The organism is Asaia astilbis JCM 15831, assembly GCF_000613845.1.
Taxonomy (GTDB): Bacteria; Pseudomonadota; Alphaproteobacteria; order Acetobacterales; family Acetobacteraceae; genus Asaia; species Asaia astilbis.
In genome coordinates this window covers 94,285-108,695 of record NZ_BAJT01000014.1, presented here as the reverse complement: position 1 = coordinate 108,695, position 14,411 = coordinate 94,285, and the positions used below count along the sequence as shown (strand labels likewise).

Here is a 14,411-nt window from a genome sequence, read left to right as displayed (position 1 = left end):
AAAAACTGTCCGTGCGCGCAGCGCCAAAGCAGCCGGAGGGCTCGGAGCAGATCACAGATTGCTCTCGAGACTAGATCAACTTGAACCTGTTTTCTTCGCAACAGAAGTTGCGCCTTCTTCCTGTCGAGAGAAGTAGATGGAATCATTTTGTTTCTGCGCTATCGTGCAGCCATGATCCTCACCGTCATTCTGTCTGTGGTTTGTTGATGCGCGCCTTTTTTGCCCTCCTGATCTTTGCCGGGTTTTGCGCATCGCAGGCCCATGCGCTTCCAGCGTTTCTGGAAAAATTCCTGCCGCATCCGCCGCCACAGCCAAGTCACCCTGTTATTCCTACGGTTCCGCCAGCCAGCGCGGTCAAGATTCCGGCTCAGGCGAGCGTACCAGATGGGTCGCCGGCTCTTCCTCCCGTGCTTGTGCAGTCGGGGCCACTCTCCTTTGCGCCTCTGGTGCAGCGTGTCATCCCGGCTGTGGTCAATATTGCGATCACACAGACGAGCTCAGAAGGGGGCGGCAAGGTTCCCGCCCAGATCAAGGGCACGCCACTCGAGAAACGGTATCGAGAAAAAATGCAGCGTCACCAGGAAGAAATTCTTGGGGCGGGGTCGGGCTTTATCGTTGATCCTTCAGGGATCATAGTGACGAACGACCATGTGGTGGGCGACGCCGACAACGTCACAGTCTCGTTGTCGAACGGTCAGGAGCTACCAGCTAAGCTGGTTGGAGTGGATGCGCTGACAGACATTGCCGTCATCAAGGTCGAATCGCCTAAACCGCTTCCTTATGTGACCTGGGGCGATAGTCATAAGGTCAATGTCGGTGACTGGATCCTCGTCGCAGGCAACCCGTTCGGTTTTGGATCGTCGGTCAGCTCAGGCATCGTGTCTGCGCGTGGTCGCGACCTGGGGGCTGGATCTCTGGATGATTTCCTTCAGCTCGATGCACCGATCAATCCCGGCAATTCAGGTGGTCCCGCGTTTAATATGCGAGGACAGGTTGTGGCCGTGAATGCAGCGATGGTGTCCCCCGCAGGAGGGTCCGTAGGCATCGGTTTCGGGATTCCCTCGGAAATCGTCGCTCCCATCGTGGAGGAGATACGTCGCACGGGTCATGTCGATCATGGCTGGCTTGGCGTAACGCTTGACGATGGAGACGGCTCTGTCGTGCTGGTCGATGTTGATCGTAACGGGCCGGCCCAAAAGGGGGGCTTGATAAAAGGTGACAAGATCACGGCAATTAATAATGCTCCAGTTGAAAATGGACGCGCATTGTTGCGGATGGTCGCAGCAGGAAAACCGGGAAGTACCGTTACTTTTTCGGTAATCCGTAAAGGAAAGGTTGCTACTATAACGCTTCCTATCGGAAAACGTCCGGCAGATGCAGATGAATAGGCACGGATGCTGTTCTTCTCTCTTTCTTCTGACGCGTAACTGAAAGATAATAACGTCACTGCAAAGTGAGGGCCGTAGTGTCCCTGTCCGTCAGGGCAACCCTCTAAGCCAAGGACTGACCATGCGTATTCTGCTCGTCGAGGATGATCCAACCGTCCGAAGCTTCATTGTGAAGGGGCTCAGGGAAACCGGGCATCTCGTCGAGGAAGCCGATAATGGGAAAGATGGCCTGTTCCTTGCGGTAAGCGAAAACTTCGACATCGTGATTCTGGATCGCATGCTCCCCGGCGGTATTGACGGTCTGCGTATCCTTGAGACACTGCGAGCGCAGAATAACGCGACTCCCGTTCTTCTGCTTTCAGCCTTGGCCGATGTTGATGAGCGTGTTGCCGGTCTCAAGGCTGGTGGCGACGATTACATGACCAAGCCGTTCGCCTTCTCCGAACTCTTGGCCCGTGTAGAGGCATTGGCCCGTCGTGGCAGTGCCGAGCAGGCTCCGCAGACAAAGCTGACCGTTGCCGATCTTGAAATGGATCTGTTGTCCCGCACTGTCAGGCGCGGGGAGGAAAAGATCGATCTGCAGCCACGTGAATTTCGTTTGCTCGAATTTCTGATGCGCCACGCAGGTCAGGTTGTGACCCGCACCATGCTTCTGGAGCGCGTCTGGGATTATCATTTCGACCCGCAGACGAACGTGATTGACGTGCATGTCTCGCGCCTGCGTCAGAAAGTTGACAAGCCGTTCGAAACAGCGCTGATCCATACGATCCGCAATGCAGGTTACATCCTGCGCGCCAACTAGACAGGAAGCCGTGGCTTCATGAAATTCAGCCTGTCGCGCTTTCCCCTGCTTCGTCTGTGGTGGAAGCGTGCCTGGCGTTTTCGATCAGCCGGGCTAGGGTTTTCCCTCGGCTACGGGCTCGTCTTCGCGCTCTCTGCGACCCTTTTTCTGACGTTTCTCTGGTGGCACACTATTGGTGCGCTGGAACGAGAAGTTGGTCAGGCTGTCGATGCGGATGCACATGGTCTGGCAGAGCGCTGGATGCAGGGTGGTCTGTCGAGCCTGCAACGCGCCATCCAGGATCGTCTCGACCAGGATATTGAAGATCAGGATCTCTATCTGCTGATCACGCCCGGCGGAAAGCGTCTTGCGGGCAACATGCCCTCATGGCCGAACGAAGTGCAGCGCGCCGATCGTTTTTACACGCTCAAGATCAGCCGTGCGGGGGCGACGACATCAGCAGCGATGCATGCCTATGTTCTGCCGGATGGTCTCCAGTTGCTGGTTGGCCGCGACATCCGGGGGCGGGACATCCTGCGTCGGGTGCTGACCGAGACCTTTTTATGGTCATGGCTCATGGTTACGGCCCTGGCGATCGGCGGGGCCTGGGTGGTCCGCGGCATCTTCAGCCGTATTCTCAGTTCGATCGCGCGCACCACGTCAGCATTGGCCAGCGGCGACATGCGCCAGAGAATGCCGCTTGTCGGTAATGATGTCGATCTGGTTGCCCATTCAATCAATCGCATGCTGGAGCGCATTTCCAGATTGATGGAGGGGGTGAAGCAGGTTTCCAATTCCATCGCCCATGATTTGCGCACACCCATCACCAGAGCACGTAACCGTCTTGAAGATGCGGCGCTCCATGCGCGAACGACTGAAGACATGCAGGAAGCGATTTATCGTGCGGTTGCGGACCTCGATCATGTAACGGCTGTTTTCGATGCGTTGATGCGTATCGCTCAGATCGAGGCAGGTGCACGACGTGCGGCATTCGAGACGACAGATCTCATCGCCCCCTTGCAGGACATTGCCGAGCTTTATGAGGCGACGGCAGAAGAAGCAGGGTTGCAGATTGCCCTCGATCTGCCGCAACGGCTGTTGTTTCATGGAGATGCCCGGCTTATTCAGCAGGCCGTCGCGAACATGATCGATAACGCCATCAAGTTCTCACCTGCGGAGACGACGGTGACGTTGCGCGCGGGTGTCTCCGACAAGCTGCTCAGGATCAGCGTGACCGATGAAGGACCGGGGATGTCGGAGGAGGATTTACTCCGAGCTTCAGAGCGCTTTTTTCGCGCAGATCAGGCGCGTAATACGCCAGGCGCGGGCTTGGGTCTGTCGCTGGTTCAGGCTGTGGCTCAGCTGCATGGGGGCGCGCTGGCTCTCGAATCCCTCCAGCGTGGTTTGCGTGTCGTTCTAAGCCTGCCGGTAGAGGAAAGTGATCGGGCCTGAGGCGTTCTTCGGGTGGGTTACGACTGAAAGCTGATGGTTTCATGTTAGAATAAAAAACTCTTCACCCGTCGCCCATCGTGCTGCAATGCGTTTCTGATCAATGTCTTTTTATGAACCAAGCAACTTTCCTGCTTTTTTGTCTTACGTGCTTTCTGGGGCTGGCCAGTCTTGCCAGCCTCGCCGAAGCCGCGACATCGACGTTACCTCGTACGACCCCAGCTCGTTCGGAAGCGATCCCCATGGCAATTACCAGCGATACGCTGGATTATTGTAAAACTCTGGCACGCAAGGTTCATCGCACCCTGCGCCAGACGGTCACCGCGACCCCGCCACTTGTCAGTCAGGTCATGTATCTCGAGCGTGAAGGTGAAGCGCTCTGCGCTCATGGCCACCTACGTTCCGGTATCACCCAGGAACGACGCGCTCTTGTCGCTCTGATGCGTTCCTGATTTTTCCGGGAAGGACGTTGCTGTCTTCCCGTTATTGGCGAGCCTCATCTTTCTCTATCGCACCTGATACAGCTTCGGGGTAATGCGTTGGCACGCGCTTACGGCTCTGCCGTTCTCGTTCTGGCGCGTCGCTGACGATGGATGACCGGCCATGACCATGATCGCTGTTCTCGACAAGACCCCTGGTACTGCCGGGTTTTACGCTGCTTTTCTCGATGCGCTGCGTGACCTGGGTTTCTCCGGGGAGATCGAGACGGCTCATGATACGCGTCTGGTTCACGCCACAGATAATTCGATTTATCAGCGCCATCCTGAAGCGGTTGTTTTCCCTGAGCATCAGACGGATCTGGTCTGTCTTGCGCGTCTTGCTGGAAGACCTGAGTGGCGAGAGATTGTTCTGGCGCCTCGGGGCGGCGGAACGGGGACCAATGGCCAATCCCTGACTGACGGAATCATGGTCGATCTCTCTCGGCACATGAATCGTATTCTGGAGGTCAATCTCGTCGAGAAATGGGTGCGCGTCGAACCCGGCGTCGTGAAAGACCAGTTGAATGCGGCGATCGCGCAGCATGGTCTGTTCTTTGCGCCTGAACTTTCGACATCGAACCGGGCGACGATCGGCGGCATGATCAGCACCGATGCATGCGGTCAGGGCAGCTGCACCTATGGCAAGACGCGTGATCATGTGCTGGGCCTCTCCACCGTTTTGCTGGGGGGCGAGGTGCTTCGCAGCGTCAAGCTCGACGATGCGGCGCTTGAGAGGCAGCGCCGTGGAGCCAGTCGCGTGGCGCAGATCCATGCCTGCGTGGCGGATATTCATGATAAGGAGAAGGAGACGATCGAGCGCGTTTTCCCGGCGCTTAATCGCTGCCTCACGGGCTATGACTTGCGCCATCTGCGCGATGACGACGGATCTTTCGACCTTACCAGCCTGATATGCGGTTCCGAGGGGACGCTGGGCTTTTTGAGTGAGGCAAAGCTCAATCTGCTCGAAATCCCTGCCATAGTGTTCTCGTCAACATACGCTACGGCAGTTTTATGGATGCGCTGCGCGATGCGCGGGCGTTGACCGGACTCAGACCTCTTTCGATCGAAACGATCGACTCAAAGGTGCTCGGTCTTGCGATGAAGGATTTCATCTGGGACTCAGTTGAAAGTTATTTCCCTGAAGATGAGGCCGGGCCAGCCAGGGGGATCAACCTCGTCGAGTTTGCCGGACATGACGAGGCGGCTTTGCGCGAGACGGTGGCGGGGTTTCTGACGCATCTGCGACTGGATACGACTGTGATGCGCTGTGGCCATACCCTTGCCGAGGGCCGTGTCGCCGTGTCGAAGGTCTATGCCATGCGCAAGCGTGCCGTGGGGCTGCTGGGGAATGTTCAGGGGGAGGCGCGTCCTCAGCCTTTCGTTGAAGACACGGCGGTGCCGCCTGAGAAACTCGCGGATTTCATTGCTGAGTTTCGGGCCCTTCTCGACGGACACGGGCTCGATTACGGCATGTTCGGTCATGTCGATGCTGGCGTTTTACATGTGCGCCCGCTTCTGGATATGCGAAACCTTGTCGATGCAGCGCGTATTCGCCCTTTGAGTGATGCGGTCTTTGCCTTGACGCGTCGTTATGGCGGGTCGCTCTGGGGAGAGCACGGCAAAGGTGTACGCTCCGAATATGTCCCTGAGCTCTTCGGGCCGCTTTATCCGAGCCTTCAGAAGATCAAGGCGGTCTTCGATCCGCATAACCAGCTCAATCCCGGCAAGATCGCTGCGCCGCCACAGGCGCAGGCATTGCTGAAAGTGGATGAGGTGCCGTTAAGAGGCGTTCAGGACCGTCAAATTCCCGATCCTGTATGGCAGAAATTCGGAACGGCCATGCATTGCAATGGCAATGGCGCCTGCTTCAATTTCGATCAGGACGACCCGATGTGTCCCTCCTGGAAGGCGACGCGCGATCGGCGGTTTTCTCCGAAGGGCCGAGCCTCGCTGCTCCGCGAGTGGCTGCGTTTGCAGACAGGAGAGGGGGCCGATATCGAGGCGCTAGAGACTGCAAGCCTCCCTCTCAAGCGACGCGTGACGGCTTTTTTCCGAGGGCGGAACAAAGCGCCCCTGGATTTCTCTCACCAGGTTTATGACAGCTTTGCCTCCTGTCTGGCCTGTAAATCCTGCACCAGCCAGTGTCCGGTAAAAGTGGATGTGCCCGATTTCAGGGCGCGTTTTCTCAATCTTTATCATCAGCGCTATGCGCGGCCCTTGCGGGACTATCTGGTGGGAATGATTGAATACGCCTTGCCGCTGATGGCGCGCGTCGCACCACTCTACAACGCTGCGACAGGGCTGACAGTCGTTCAGACACTGGGACGACGTCTTTTCGGTCTGGTCGATATGCCGACGATGCAGGGCGCCCGTCTCGCGGAAACCTGCCGTCAATGGGCAGTTCAACCGGCAACGCCTGAACGTCTCGGCGCCCTCTCAGAGAGTGAAAAGGCCCGGGCTGTCATTTTGATGCCGGATATGTTTACGCGTCATTTCGAGACGCCGCTTGTCTGTGCACTGATCGAACTGGCCGCGCGATGCGGCTATCGGGTTTTTCTTGCCGACAGCCTTGCCTGCGGCAAACCGCTTCATGTTCATGGATTTCTGGGATTGTTCGCCCGTCAGGCGAGACGCAATGCCCAGTTGCTCCGCAGATTTGCGGCGGCGGGCGTTCCCGTTGTTGGGCTCGATCCTGCGATGACGCTCATCTACCGGCAGGAATATCAGAAGGTTTCCGGGCTTGAGGTCTCAGGAAAGGTTCTATTGCCTCAGGAGTTTCTGCTGGATGCGCTGGCTCAGCAGGAAAAACCCGCCGACATACCGGATATGCAACACGTCTTCCTGGGTCACTGTACCGAGAAGACGGCCCTCGCGGGTTCCGGGACCGACTGGCAGACTCTCTTTCACCGTGTCGGGCTGACACTTCATCTGGAGAAAACAGGATGCTGCGGCATGTCCGGAACCTTCGGTCATGAAGCGCGCAACGCCGACACGTCACGCACGATCTTCGAGCAATCCTGGGGAGCACATCTCGATCGACCGGGCGAGAAACGTTTCCTGGCGAGCGGTTATTCCTGCCGTAGTCAGGTCAAGCGTTTCAGGGGCGAGGGGCTCGACCATCCCTTGGTCGTTCTTCTAGAGCGCCTGCGCGGTGACACGCTGCATTCCTGAACGCTTGGGGCCCTCGCGACCCTGAAGAGCGTGACATAATTCACACAGCTTTGTGATTGAGCGCTCTGCCAAGGAGCGTGATCGATTGACAGCCGGGATGCGCATTCCGTATCGGTCCGCAGTGCAAATGAGAAACGTTCTCATTTGTAACGGCTATTCATCGTATCGTTTCGGAATCTCCATGCCTGCCCCTTCTCGTGCTGCCCTGTGTCTGTCTGCGCTCTGTTCGCTTCCTCTATCCGGTGCGCTGATCGGCTCCGTCTACGCAGCAGAGGACAAACCGGCCAAGGGGGAGAAACAGGCGAGAGAGGGGAAAAAAGCGTTACAGGAGATGATTCGCGTTTCGGCCAAGCGTGGGGGGTTTTTGCCCGCTACGGCCAGCAGCGCGACCAAGACATCGACCCCGCTTGAACTGACGCCTCAGAATATTTCTGTCATCACGCAGGAGCGTATGAGTGTGCTCAACGCGCGCAGCGTGTCGGAAGCTGTGCGCTACGCTGCCGGCGTCTCCGATTATGGGTCCAAAGACGATCCTCGTGGGTATTTCGGGACGATCCGTGGTTTCACGCCTGATATTTACATCGATGGTACGCGTGCGCCCGATGCCAGCACCTCGCAGAGTTTCAGCATCGAGCCCTGGGGTCTGGAGGAAATGGACGTCCTGCGCGGAGCCTCTTCGGCACTGTACGGCTCTGGGCAGCTGGGCGGTATCATCAATGCCGTGAGCAAGCGGCCTCATCTCAATCAGGTCAATGAAGTCGACTTTCAGACCGGCTCCTATGGACGCGTACAGGGAGCCGTCGATGTCGGCGGTGCTCTGAATAGCAGCAAGACAGTGCTCTGGCGTTTCAATGGGCTGATCCGCAAATCGGACACCTATGCGAAAAATATCAAAAACAATGAGATCTATGTCGCTCCATCCCTAAGCTGGCGTCCCGATGACAAAACTGTCGCAACGCTATTGACCAGCTACGAGCAGCTCGATGCCGGATCGACGGCACAGTTTCTGCCTGCCGCGGGACGGTTCTGCCTTCGAAATGGGGACAAATCGCGCGCAATTTCCTGAGCAGTGACGCAGATTATGACGTCTATTCAAAGCGTCAGGTGGCTGTGGGTTATAATGTCGTGCGTCACATTCTGCCCAACTGGACGGTAACGCAGAACATGCGTTACGCGCATCTCGACCTGCTCTATCGTTTCGTCACGACCGCATCGCTTTCTGCCGATCAGAAATCGATCAACCGCACGGCCCTCAATCAGCAGGGCAATTATAACAACGTCACGCTCGACACCCGTTCGGCTGTCCTGTTCCATACCGGCGCGATCCATCATGAAATTCTGACAGGCGTCGATTTTCGGAGCGATTTTCTCGCCAATCGCCGAGGACAGCGTGCTGCGCCGGCGCTCAATCTCTATGCACCGGTTTATCGTGCCATTACCTGGCCCGGCTATGCTGCGACCACCAGCAATAACGAGACCGAGACCGATACGGGCATCTACGCCCAGGAGCAGGCGAACTGGCAGCGTTGGTATCTCACGCTTTCCGGCCGTGGCGATTTTACGGAGAGCATGACCGTCAATAATCTCAACGGGGCGCGGACGCCCCAGAATAATAATGCGTTCACCGGGCGTGTCGGACTGGTGTACCAGTCCGTCATCGGGCTGAATCCTTATGTCTCCTACGCGACATCGTTCCAGCCGCAAGTCGGGACGACTTTTTCTGGCTCTGCTTTTGTGCCGACCACAGGCAAGCAGATCGAAGTTGGGGTGAAGTACAAGCCGGTCAAGTCACTGCGCGGCATCGATAATTTCATGCTGACAGCAGATGTCTTTAATCTGGTGCAAAACAATGTGCTGACAGCCGATCAGGTGAACACGTCGTTCAGTGTGCAGACCGGGCAGCAAAGAACGCGCGGGTTCGAGTTCGAGGGCGTCGGCCGCCTGCCTTACAAGATCGATTTCATGGCGAGCTTTACCTATCAGGACCCTCGCGTCACGCGATCGACCGTGGCGGCTCAGGTCGGGCAGCGTCCCGTCGCCATTCCGTCGCATATGGCATCGCTTTTCCTCAAACGTGACGTGGCTTTCTCATTTCTGTGGCAGGCGGGTCTCGGTGCAGGGGTGCGCTATACGGGCAATACGGCCGGGTCACTGCCGCTGACCTTCTCGGTTCCATCGCAGCTGGTCTGGGATTTGCAGGCTCACATCGATCGGGGACGCACGCGCATCCAGTTCAATGGGACCAATATCGCCAACCGGAAATACGTGGCGATGTGCACCCGTGAAGTGGCCTGTGCCTGGGCGCCAGGCCGAGCTGTTTTCGTGACATTGTCGCAGCGCTGGTAAGGCGCCGAACAAAGCTCCAGATCTCAGGCAAGGTGATGGACGCCTGCCGGGTCGCAGAAGGCGAGCGCGTCAGGTGCCTGGGCGGCGTCTCGGTGGCGGCGGGCTCGCAAGAGCCGGGTTTTCAGGCCAGTCATGGCGCGGGTAGCGACCGCGCATATCGCGGCGCATGTCGGGCCAGCCCGTCTGCCAGAAGGCGGCGATATCGGCGGTGATCGCCTGTGGGCGCCGGCTGGAGACAGCAGGGCAAATTGCAGCTTCACCTTGCCTTGGGCAATGCGCGGCGTTTCCTTCAATCCGTAATAGGCTTGGGCTCTGGCCGAGATCGTCGGGTTGGGTTCGCGATAATCGATTGCGGGTGAGGCACCGGGCAGGCTCAGAGTTGTGGGCAGTTCCTGATCGAGACGTTTGAGCTGGGCATAATCGAGGCGCTGACGGAGCAGCGAGAGCAGATCGAGCCCCTGCACCTGAGAAAGCTTGGTCATGCCATCGATATAAGGCAGGAGCCATTCCTCAAGCGTGGCGGCAAGCGTCTCATCGTCTGCTGCAGGGAGTGTCTCATCAAGATGCTGGCGGGCCAGTTCAAGGCGGGCACGGAATTGCAGGCACGCCTCGCTCCAGTTCAGGCTACCGGAGAGATCGGCACGAATACGGGCCAGCAGAAGCGCCTGAATTTCTTCAGGGTCAGCCAGTGTCGAGCGATCTCGCAGCACCAGACCGCCAAGGCGCAGCCTCCTGCGTGCGATGACTCCCCCTGTTGCAGGTCGAGTGCTGTCTCGACCTGTTCTTCTGTTCGGGCCATCAGGCTTGGGGGAAGGGCGTTGAGGTCGAGCGGGGCAGCCAGACAGATTTCGGTGGCGGTGCGGGTATGCAGCGCGGGGGCAACCAGAAGTGTTTCGCGCGCCAGAGGATCGATGGCGCTCAATCTCGCCGAGCCACCGCCGGAGAGACGATAGCGCCCTGTCTCGCCTGCTGCCATGGCAACGCGATCAGGAAATCCGGCGGCGAGTAGGGCAGCAGCGGCGTTCGGGTCCGGGGGCAGGCGTTTCGGGAGACCGAGGCGTTTCTGATAACGCTGACTGGACTGGCGAATGCGCGCAAGGCTTGCCCGATCGGCGCTCGGATGATGTTCGGCGCCGTCGATCAGGGCGAGGCGTGACTGGATATCGGCAGGGGCAGCGGAGGCGCGCTGTCCCGGTATGGGTCTGGGACGGAGGGGGTCACGTTCTTCCAGCAAGGCGGCAAGCGACGCAGCAGTCGCTTTTTCGACCGGCGTCCGGGCGGCGCACATCATGGCGGCCAGACGCGGCTGTGCCCCGAGACGGGCCATGGCCGTCCCGAGAGGCGTTATCTTGCTGGTCTTGTCCAGTCCACCAAGGGTCTGCAAAAGCGCGATGGCGGCTTGTCTTGCGCCCGACGGAGCTGGGTCGAGCAAGGGCAGAGCCCCAGGCGCTGTACCCATCACCTCGTGCCACGAGGCGGTATCGAGGCAATGTCCGGCCAGATCGCTGCTCAGAATTTCGGGCAGATCGTGCTGGATCAGGGTCCGCCCGGTGGCTTCTGTCCAGAGACGAAGGGCGATACCCGGTGCCTCACGCCCTGCACGTCCCGCGCGCTGTGTCGCCGTGGCGCGAGAGATACGAAGGGTCTCAAGCCTCGAGAGGCCGGAGCCGACATCAAGACGCGGTTCGCGCCTGAACCCGCCATCGACCACAAGCCGAACCCCGGGAACAGTCAGCGAGGTCTCGGCGATCGAGGTGGCGAGCACGACCTTGCGTTTATCGGCGGGTTTGAGTGCAAGATCCTGCTCGCGCGTGTCGAGTTCGCCGTAAAGTGGCAGCACCACGGCATCTAGGCCGGCAAGGGCCGTTGCGCACCGTCTGATTTCGGCTACACCCGGTAAAAAGGCCAGAAGATCGCCTTCTTCCTCTGCCATGAGACCGCGAATGCTGCGCGCCATGGCGTCAGGCAATTCGCGTATCGCTGCGAGATCACGCTTGGCGTGACGGATATCGAGGGGGAAGGCTCGCCCTTCGCTTTCGACGAGGGTTCCGTCGAGCAGGCTGGTAAACGCGCGGCCATCGGTTGTGGCGGACATGGCGACCAGACGCAGTTCAGGCCGCAATGTGCGTTGCAGGTCGAGCGCGAAAGCCAGTGCCGTGTCGAGGTCGAGCGAGCGCTCATGCACTTCGTCGAATAAAATTGCAGCGACCCCGTCGAGGAGCGGGTCGGTCAGCAGGCGACGCAACAGAAGACCCTCGGTCACGACTTCAATCCGAGTGGCGCTGCTGACGGCTGAATCGGTGCGTGTGCGATAGCCGACGGTCTGTCCCGTTTCTTCACCGAGCAGCGACGCCATGCGATGGGCCGCGCCGCGCACCGCTACACGCCTCGGTTCCACCACCAGAAGTCGCCCGTCTTCACGCCAGGGGGCTTGTAAAAGATGAAGCGGCACCAATGTCGTCTTGCCTGCGCCGGGAGGCGCCACCAGAACGGCGTTGCGACCTGCAGCCAGGACGGCCTGCAATTCGGGCAAAGCCGCTGAGACAGGAAGAGCAGGAAGCGAAATGAGATTGGCGGGCAATGTGGGACCGGTCATAATGACCTCTATGGCGCGTCCGCAGGGCGGTCGGCAATTCTCTTCCCTTGATGCGATCGGTCTGATGCTGCGTAAGCTGTTTTTTCTCGTTCTTCCCCTGTCGGCCTTTTTCGCTGTTCCGTCCGCACCTGCAGCCTTGGCTGCCGAGAGCGCGCCAGTGGTCTCGACGCATGATACAGCGACGCTGGTCACGGATCGCGATAGCATCGCGCCTAGTAGCACCCTGCATGTCGGTCTGCGGCTGCAGCTCAAGCCGGGGTGGCACACGTATTGGCTCAATGCCGGAGACGCCGGTGAGCCTCCAACGCTGAAGACGCAGGCCAGCGGCGCCATGACGGGTCAGGGCGGGGCGATTGTCTATCCGACCCCGGTGCGCATCAGTGAAGGCGGGCTGATGTCCTATGCCTATACCGGTGATGTGCTGCTTCCCCAGTCTCTCACTCTCAACGGACAGGCTGGTACTGTCGTACTCAAGGCCCACGCAGAATGGCTGGTCTGCGCAGCGACCTGCGTGCCCGAGCAGGGTGACTTCACGCTGACATTACCTTCCGGCTCTGGGGCGCCGAACAGCTCTGCCGAGGCACCACTTTTCGAACATGCCGCTCAGGCAACCCCTGTGGACTCGCCTTTTGCTGCATCCATCTCGCCAGAAGGTCTGCTGAGTTTGAGTGGGCAGGGTCTTTCGGAGAAAACGGTCAGTCGGGCCTGGTTCATGCCTTCAGAGGCTGGGTTGATCGATCAGGTCGCATCGCAGAAGCTGACTGTCTCCGAAGAACAGGTCACCTTGAAGCTGGCATGGGTCGACGCAGCTCATAAGCCGACCAAGCTCTCAGGTGTCGTGGTCCTGCAGGATCGTGCAGGCCAGCAGACGTCGCTGTGGATCAGGACCGATCAGGCCACCGCGCCAGCCGGTGCTCCAGCGGCGCAGCATGCGCCGTCCTCATCGGTACCGCTGTCCTTGTGGCGCCTGCTGATCTTCGCTTTTCTGGGTGGGCTGATTCTCAATCTGATGCCCTGTGTCTTCCCTGTTCTGGCCATGAAAGCCTTTTCGCTCGCGCGCTTAGGGGGAAGCCAGCGTTCCGAGCAGATCAAAAGTGCAGTTGCTTACACGATCGGCGTGATGGGCAGCTTTGCGGTGCTGGGTATTGCCATGATCGTGCTGCGTCATGTCGGTTCGGCAGCAGGATGGGGTTTCCAGTTTCAGTCACCGATTTTCGTGATCGGCGTGGCCTGGCTTTTGATCATGATGGCGCTCAATCTTCTGGGTGTTTTCGAAGTAACGCTCGGGCGTCTCGGGCAGGATATCACCCCACGTCATGGCGTCTGGGGCGACATGCTGACAGGCTTGCTGGCCGTGATCGTGGCCACGCCCTGCACGGCGCCATTCATGGGGGCTGCCATTGCAGCGGCGTTGAGTGGCCCAGCCTGGGCAGGGCTGGCGCTGTTTCTGGCGATGGGCTTCGGTCTTGCTTCGCCTTATGTCGCGATCGCGACCATACCTTTCCTTGCACGCCACATGCCGAAACCCGGTGCGTGGATGGCTGTTCTCAAACAGGCTCTGGCGTTCCCCCTGCTAGGCACATCTGTCTGGCTTTTCTGGGTCGCCTGCGTTCAGCGTGGTGCGATGATCCTGCCTGTTGGCTTAGGCGGGGCTGTCGGTCTTGGACTGGTGGCATGGCTACTGGGAACGACGCAGCGTCAGGCCATCCTCAAGGGGCCGACTCTGGGTGTAATCATCGGGCGCGTTTTCGCTCTGCTGGTTTTGGTGCTTGCGGGGATCAGTCTGTCGCGGATCGATAATGGCGTTTCAGCGCCAGCGCCCGTTGAGGCCAAAGCAGGGACAGGAAGCGTTGCCTATTCGCCTGAGCGGCTTGCATCCCTGCGAGATCAGGGCAAGCCTGTGTTTATCGATATGACGGCAGCATGGTGCATCACCTGCATGGTCAATGAACGTGCTGCACTGCAGGCTGCATCCGTACAGAAAGCGTTCAAGACGCAGGGCATCACTTACATGAAGGGCGATTGGACGAACCGTGATGAGTCCATCAGCGCTTACCTCCGTGAGCATCAACGCGATGGCGTCCCGCTTTATGTCTACTATCCGCCTCATAAGGAGGGCGTCGTTTTGCCGCAGATCCTGACTGTTTCAGGAGTGCTTGAAGCGATCAGGTAATGCTTTGCCGATTGAGATTTCCAGTCTC

9 protein-coding genes and 1 pseudogene are annotated in these 14,411 nt (G+C 58.9%); 9 read left to right on the top strand and 1 reads right to left on the bottom strand.

The genetic code is table 11. The features are described from left to right. Positions 1 to 206 precede the first annotated feature (206 nt). The 8 genes from JCM15831_RS11490 (at position 207) to JCM15831_RS22860 (ending at position 9,614) form a co-directional block, all read left to right on the top strand. Complete coding sequence (locus tag JCM15831_RS11490) at positions 207 to 1,388, top strand: S1C family serine protease (protein WP_025824378.1); 1,182 nt, start codon at positions 207 to 209, stop codon at positions 1,386 to 1,388. Positions 1,389 to 1,509: 121 nt separating this feature from the next. Continuing rightward, entirely contained in the window at positions 1,510 to 2,190 is a 681-nt protein-coding gene (locus JCM15831_RS11485) for a winged helix-turn-helix domain-containing protein (protein ID WP_025824377.1), read from the top strand. An 18-nt stretch (positions 2,191 to 2,208) separates the two neighbouring features. Beyond that, positions 2,209 to 3,621 carry a HAMP domain-containing sensor histidine kinase gene (locus JCM15831_RS11480; RefSeq protein ID WP_025824376.1) on the top strand — a complete coding sequence of 471 codons (1,413 nt, stop codon included), beginning with the start codon at positions 2,209 to 2,211 and terminating at the stop codon, positions 3,619 to 3,621. A 110-nt stretch (positions 3,622 to 3,731) separates the two neighbouring features. Further along, entirely contained in the window at positions 3,732 to 4,070 is a 339-nt protein-coding gene (locus JCM15831_RS11475; protein WP_025824375.1) for a hypothetical protein, read from the top strand. Between the two features lie 151 nt (positions 4,071 to 4,221). Continuing rightward, complete coding sequence (locus tag JCM15831_RS22870; protein ID WP_232228156.1) at positions 4,222 to 5,139, top strand: FAD-binding oxidoreductase; 918 nt, start codon at positions 4,222 to 4,224, stop codon at positions 5,137 to 5,139. Then, on the top strand, positions 5,109 to 7,268 hold the full coding sequence (locus tag JCM15831_RS18600; RefSeq protein ID WP_232228155.1) for an FAD-linked oxidase C-terminal domain-containing protein: 2,160 nt from the start codon (positions 5,109 to 5,111) through the stop codon (positions 7,266 to 7,268). Before JCM15831_RS22870 ends, JCM15831_RS18600 begins: the two co-directional genes overlap by 31 nt. Before the next feature lie 181 nt (positions 7,269 to 7,449). After that, the gene (locus JCM15831_RS22865; protein WP_232228154.1) at positions 7,450 to 8,334 is read left to right on the top strand and encodes a TonB-dependent siderophore receptor; all 885 of its coding nucleotides are present in this window, start codon (positions 7,450 to 7,452) and stop codon (positions 8,332 to 8,334) included. 38 nt (positions 8,335 to 8,372) lie between these two features. Then, positions 8,373 to 9,614, top strand: coding sequence for a TonB-dependent siderophore receptor (locus JCM15831_RS22860; protein WP_373277643.1), 1,242 nt, complete (start codon positions 8,373 to 8,375; stop codon positions 9,612 to 9,614). 69 nt (positions 9,615 to 9,683) lie between these two features. Here JCM15831_RS22860 and hrpB read toward each other — a convergent pair. Continuing rightward, positions 9,684 to 12,210: pseudogene (gene hrpB, locus JCM15831_RS18590) on the bottom strand (ATP-dependent helicase HrpB). Between the two features lies 1 nt (position 12,211). On the opposite strand from hrpB, the gene JCM15831_RS11455 reads away from it, so the two are divergent. Next, positions 12,212 to 14,383, top strand: a complete 2,172-nt coding sequence (locus tag JCM15831_RS11455) for a protein-disulfide reductase DsbD family protein (protein ID WP_232228153.1) — start codon at positions 12,212 to 12,214, stop codon at positions 14,381 to 14,383. The last annotated feature ends 28 nt before the right edge of the window (positions 14,384 to 14,411 follow it).

Coding starts and splice junctions, on each gene's coding strand:
- JCM15831_RS22870 (WP_232228156.1), top strand. CDS start 4,222: ATGACCATGATCGCTGTTCTCGACAAGACCCCTGGTACTGCCGGGTTT.
- JCM15831_RS11475 (WP_025824375.1), top strand. CDS start 3,732: ATGAACCAAGCAACTTTCCTGCTTTTTTGTCTTACGTGCTTTCTGGGG.
- JCM15831_RS22865 (WP_232228154.1), top strand. CDS start 7,450: ATGCCTGCCCCTTCTCGTGCTGCCCTGTGTCTGTCTGCGCTCTGTTCG.
- JCM15831_RS18600 (WP_232228155.1), top strand. CDS start 5,109: ATGGATGCGCTGCGCGATGCGCGGGCGTTGACCGGACTCAGACCTCTT.
- JCM15831_RS11455 (WP_232228153.1), top strand. CDS start 12,212: ATGACCTCTATGGCGCGTCCGCAGGGCGGTCGGCAATTCTCTTCCCTT.
- JCM15831_RS11490 (WP_025824378.1), top strand. CDS start 207: ATGCGCGCCTTTTTTGCCCTCCTGATCTTTGCCGGGTTTTGCGCATCG.
- JCM15831_RS11480 (WP_025824376.1), top strand. CDS start 2,209: ATGAAATTCAGCCTGTCGCGCTTTCCCCTGCTTCGTCTGTGGTGGAAG.
- JCM15831_RS11485 (WP_025824377.1), top strand. CDS start 1,510: ATGCGTATTCTGCTCGTCGAGGATGATCCAACCGTCCGAAGCTTCATT.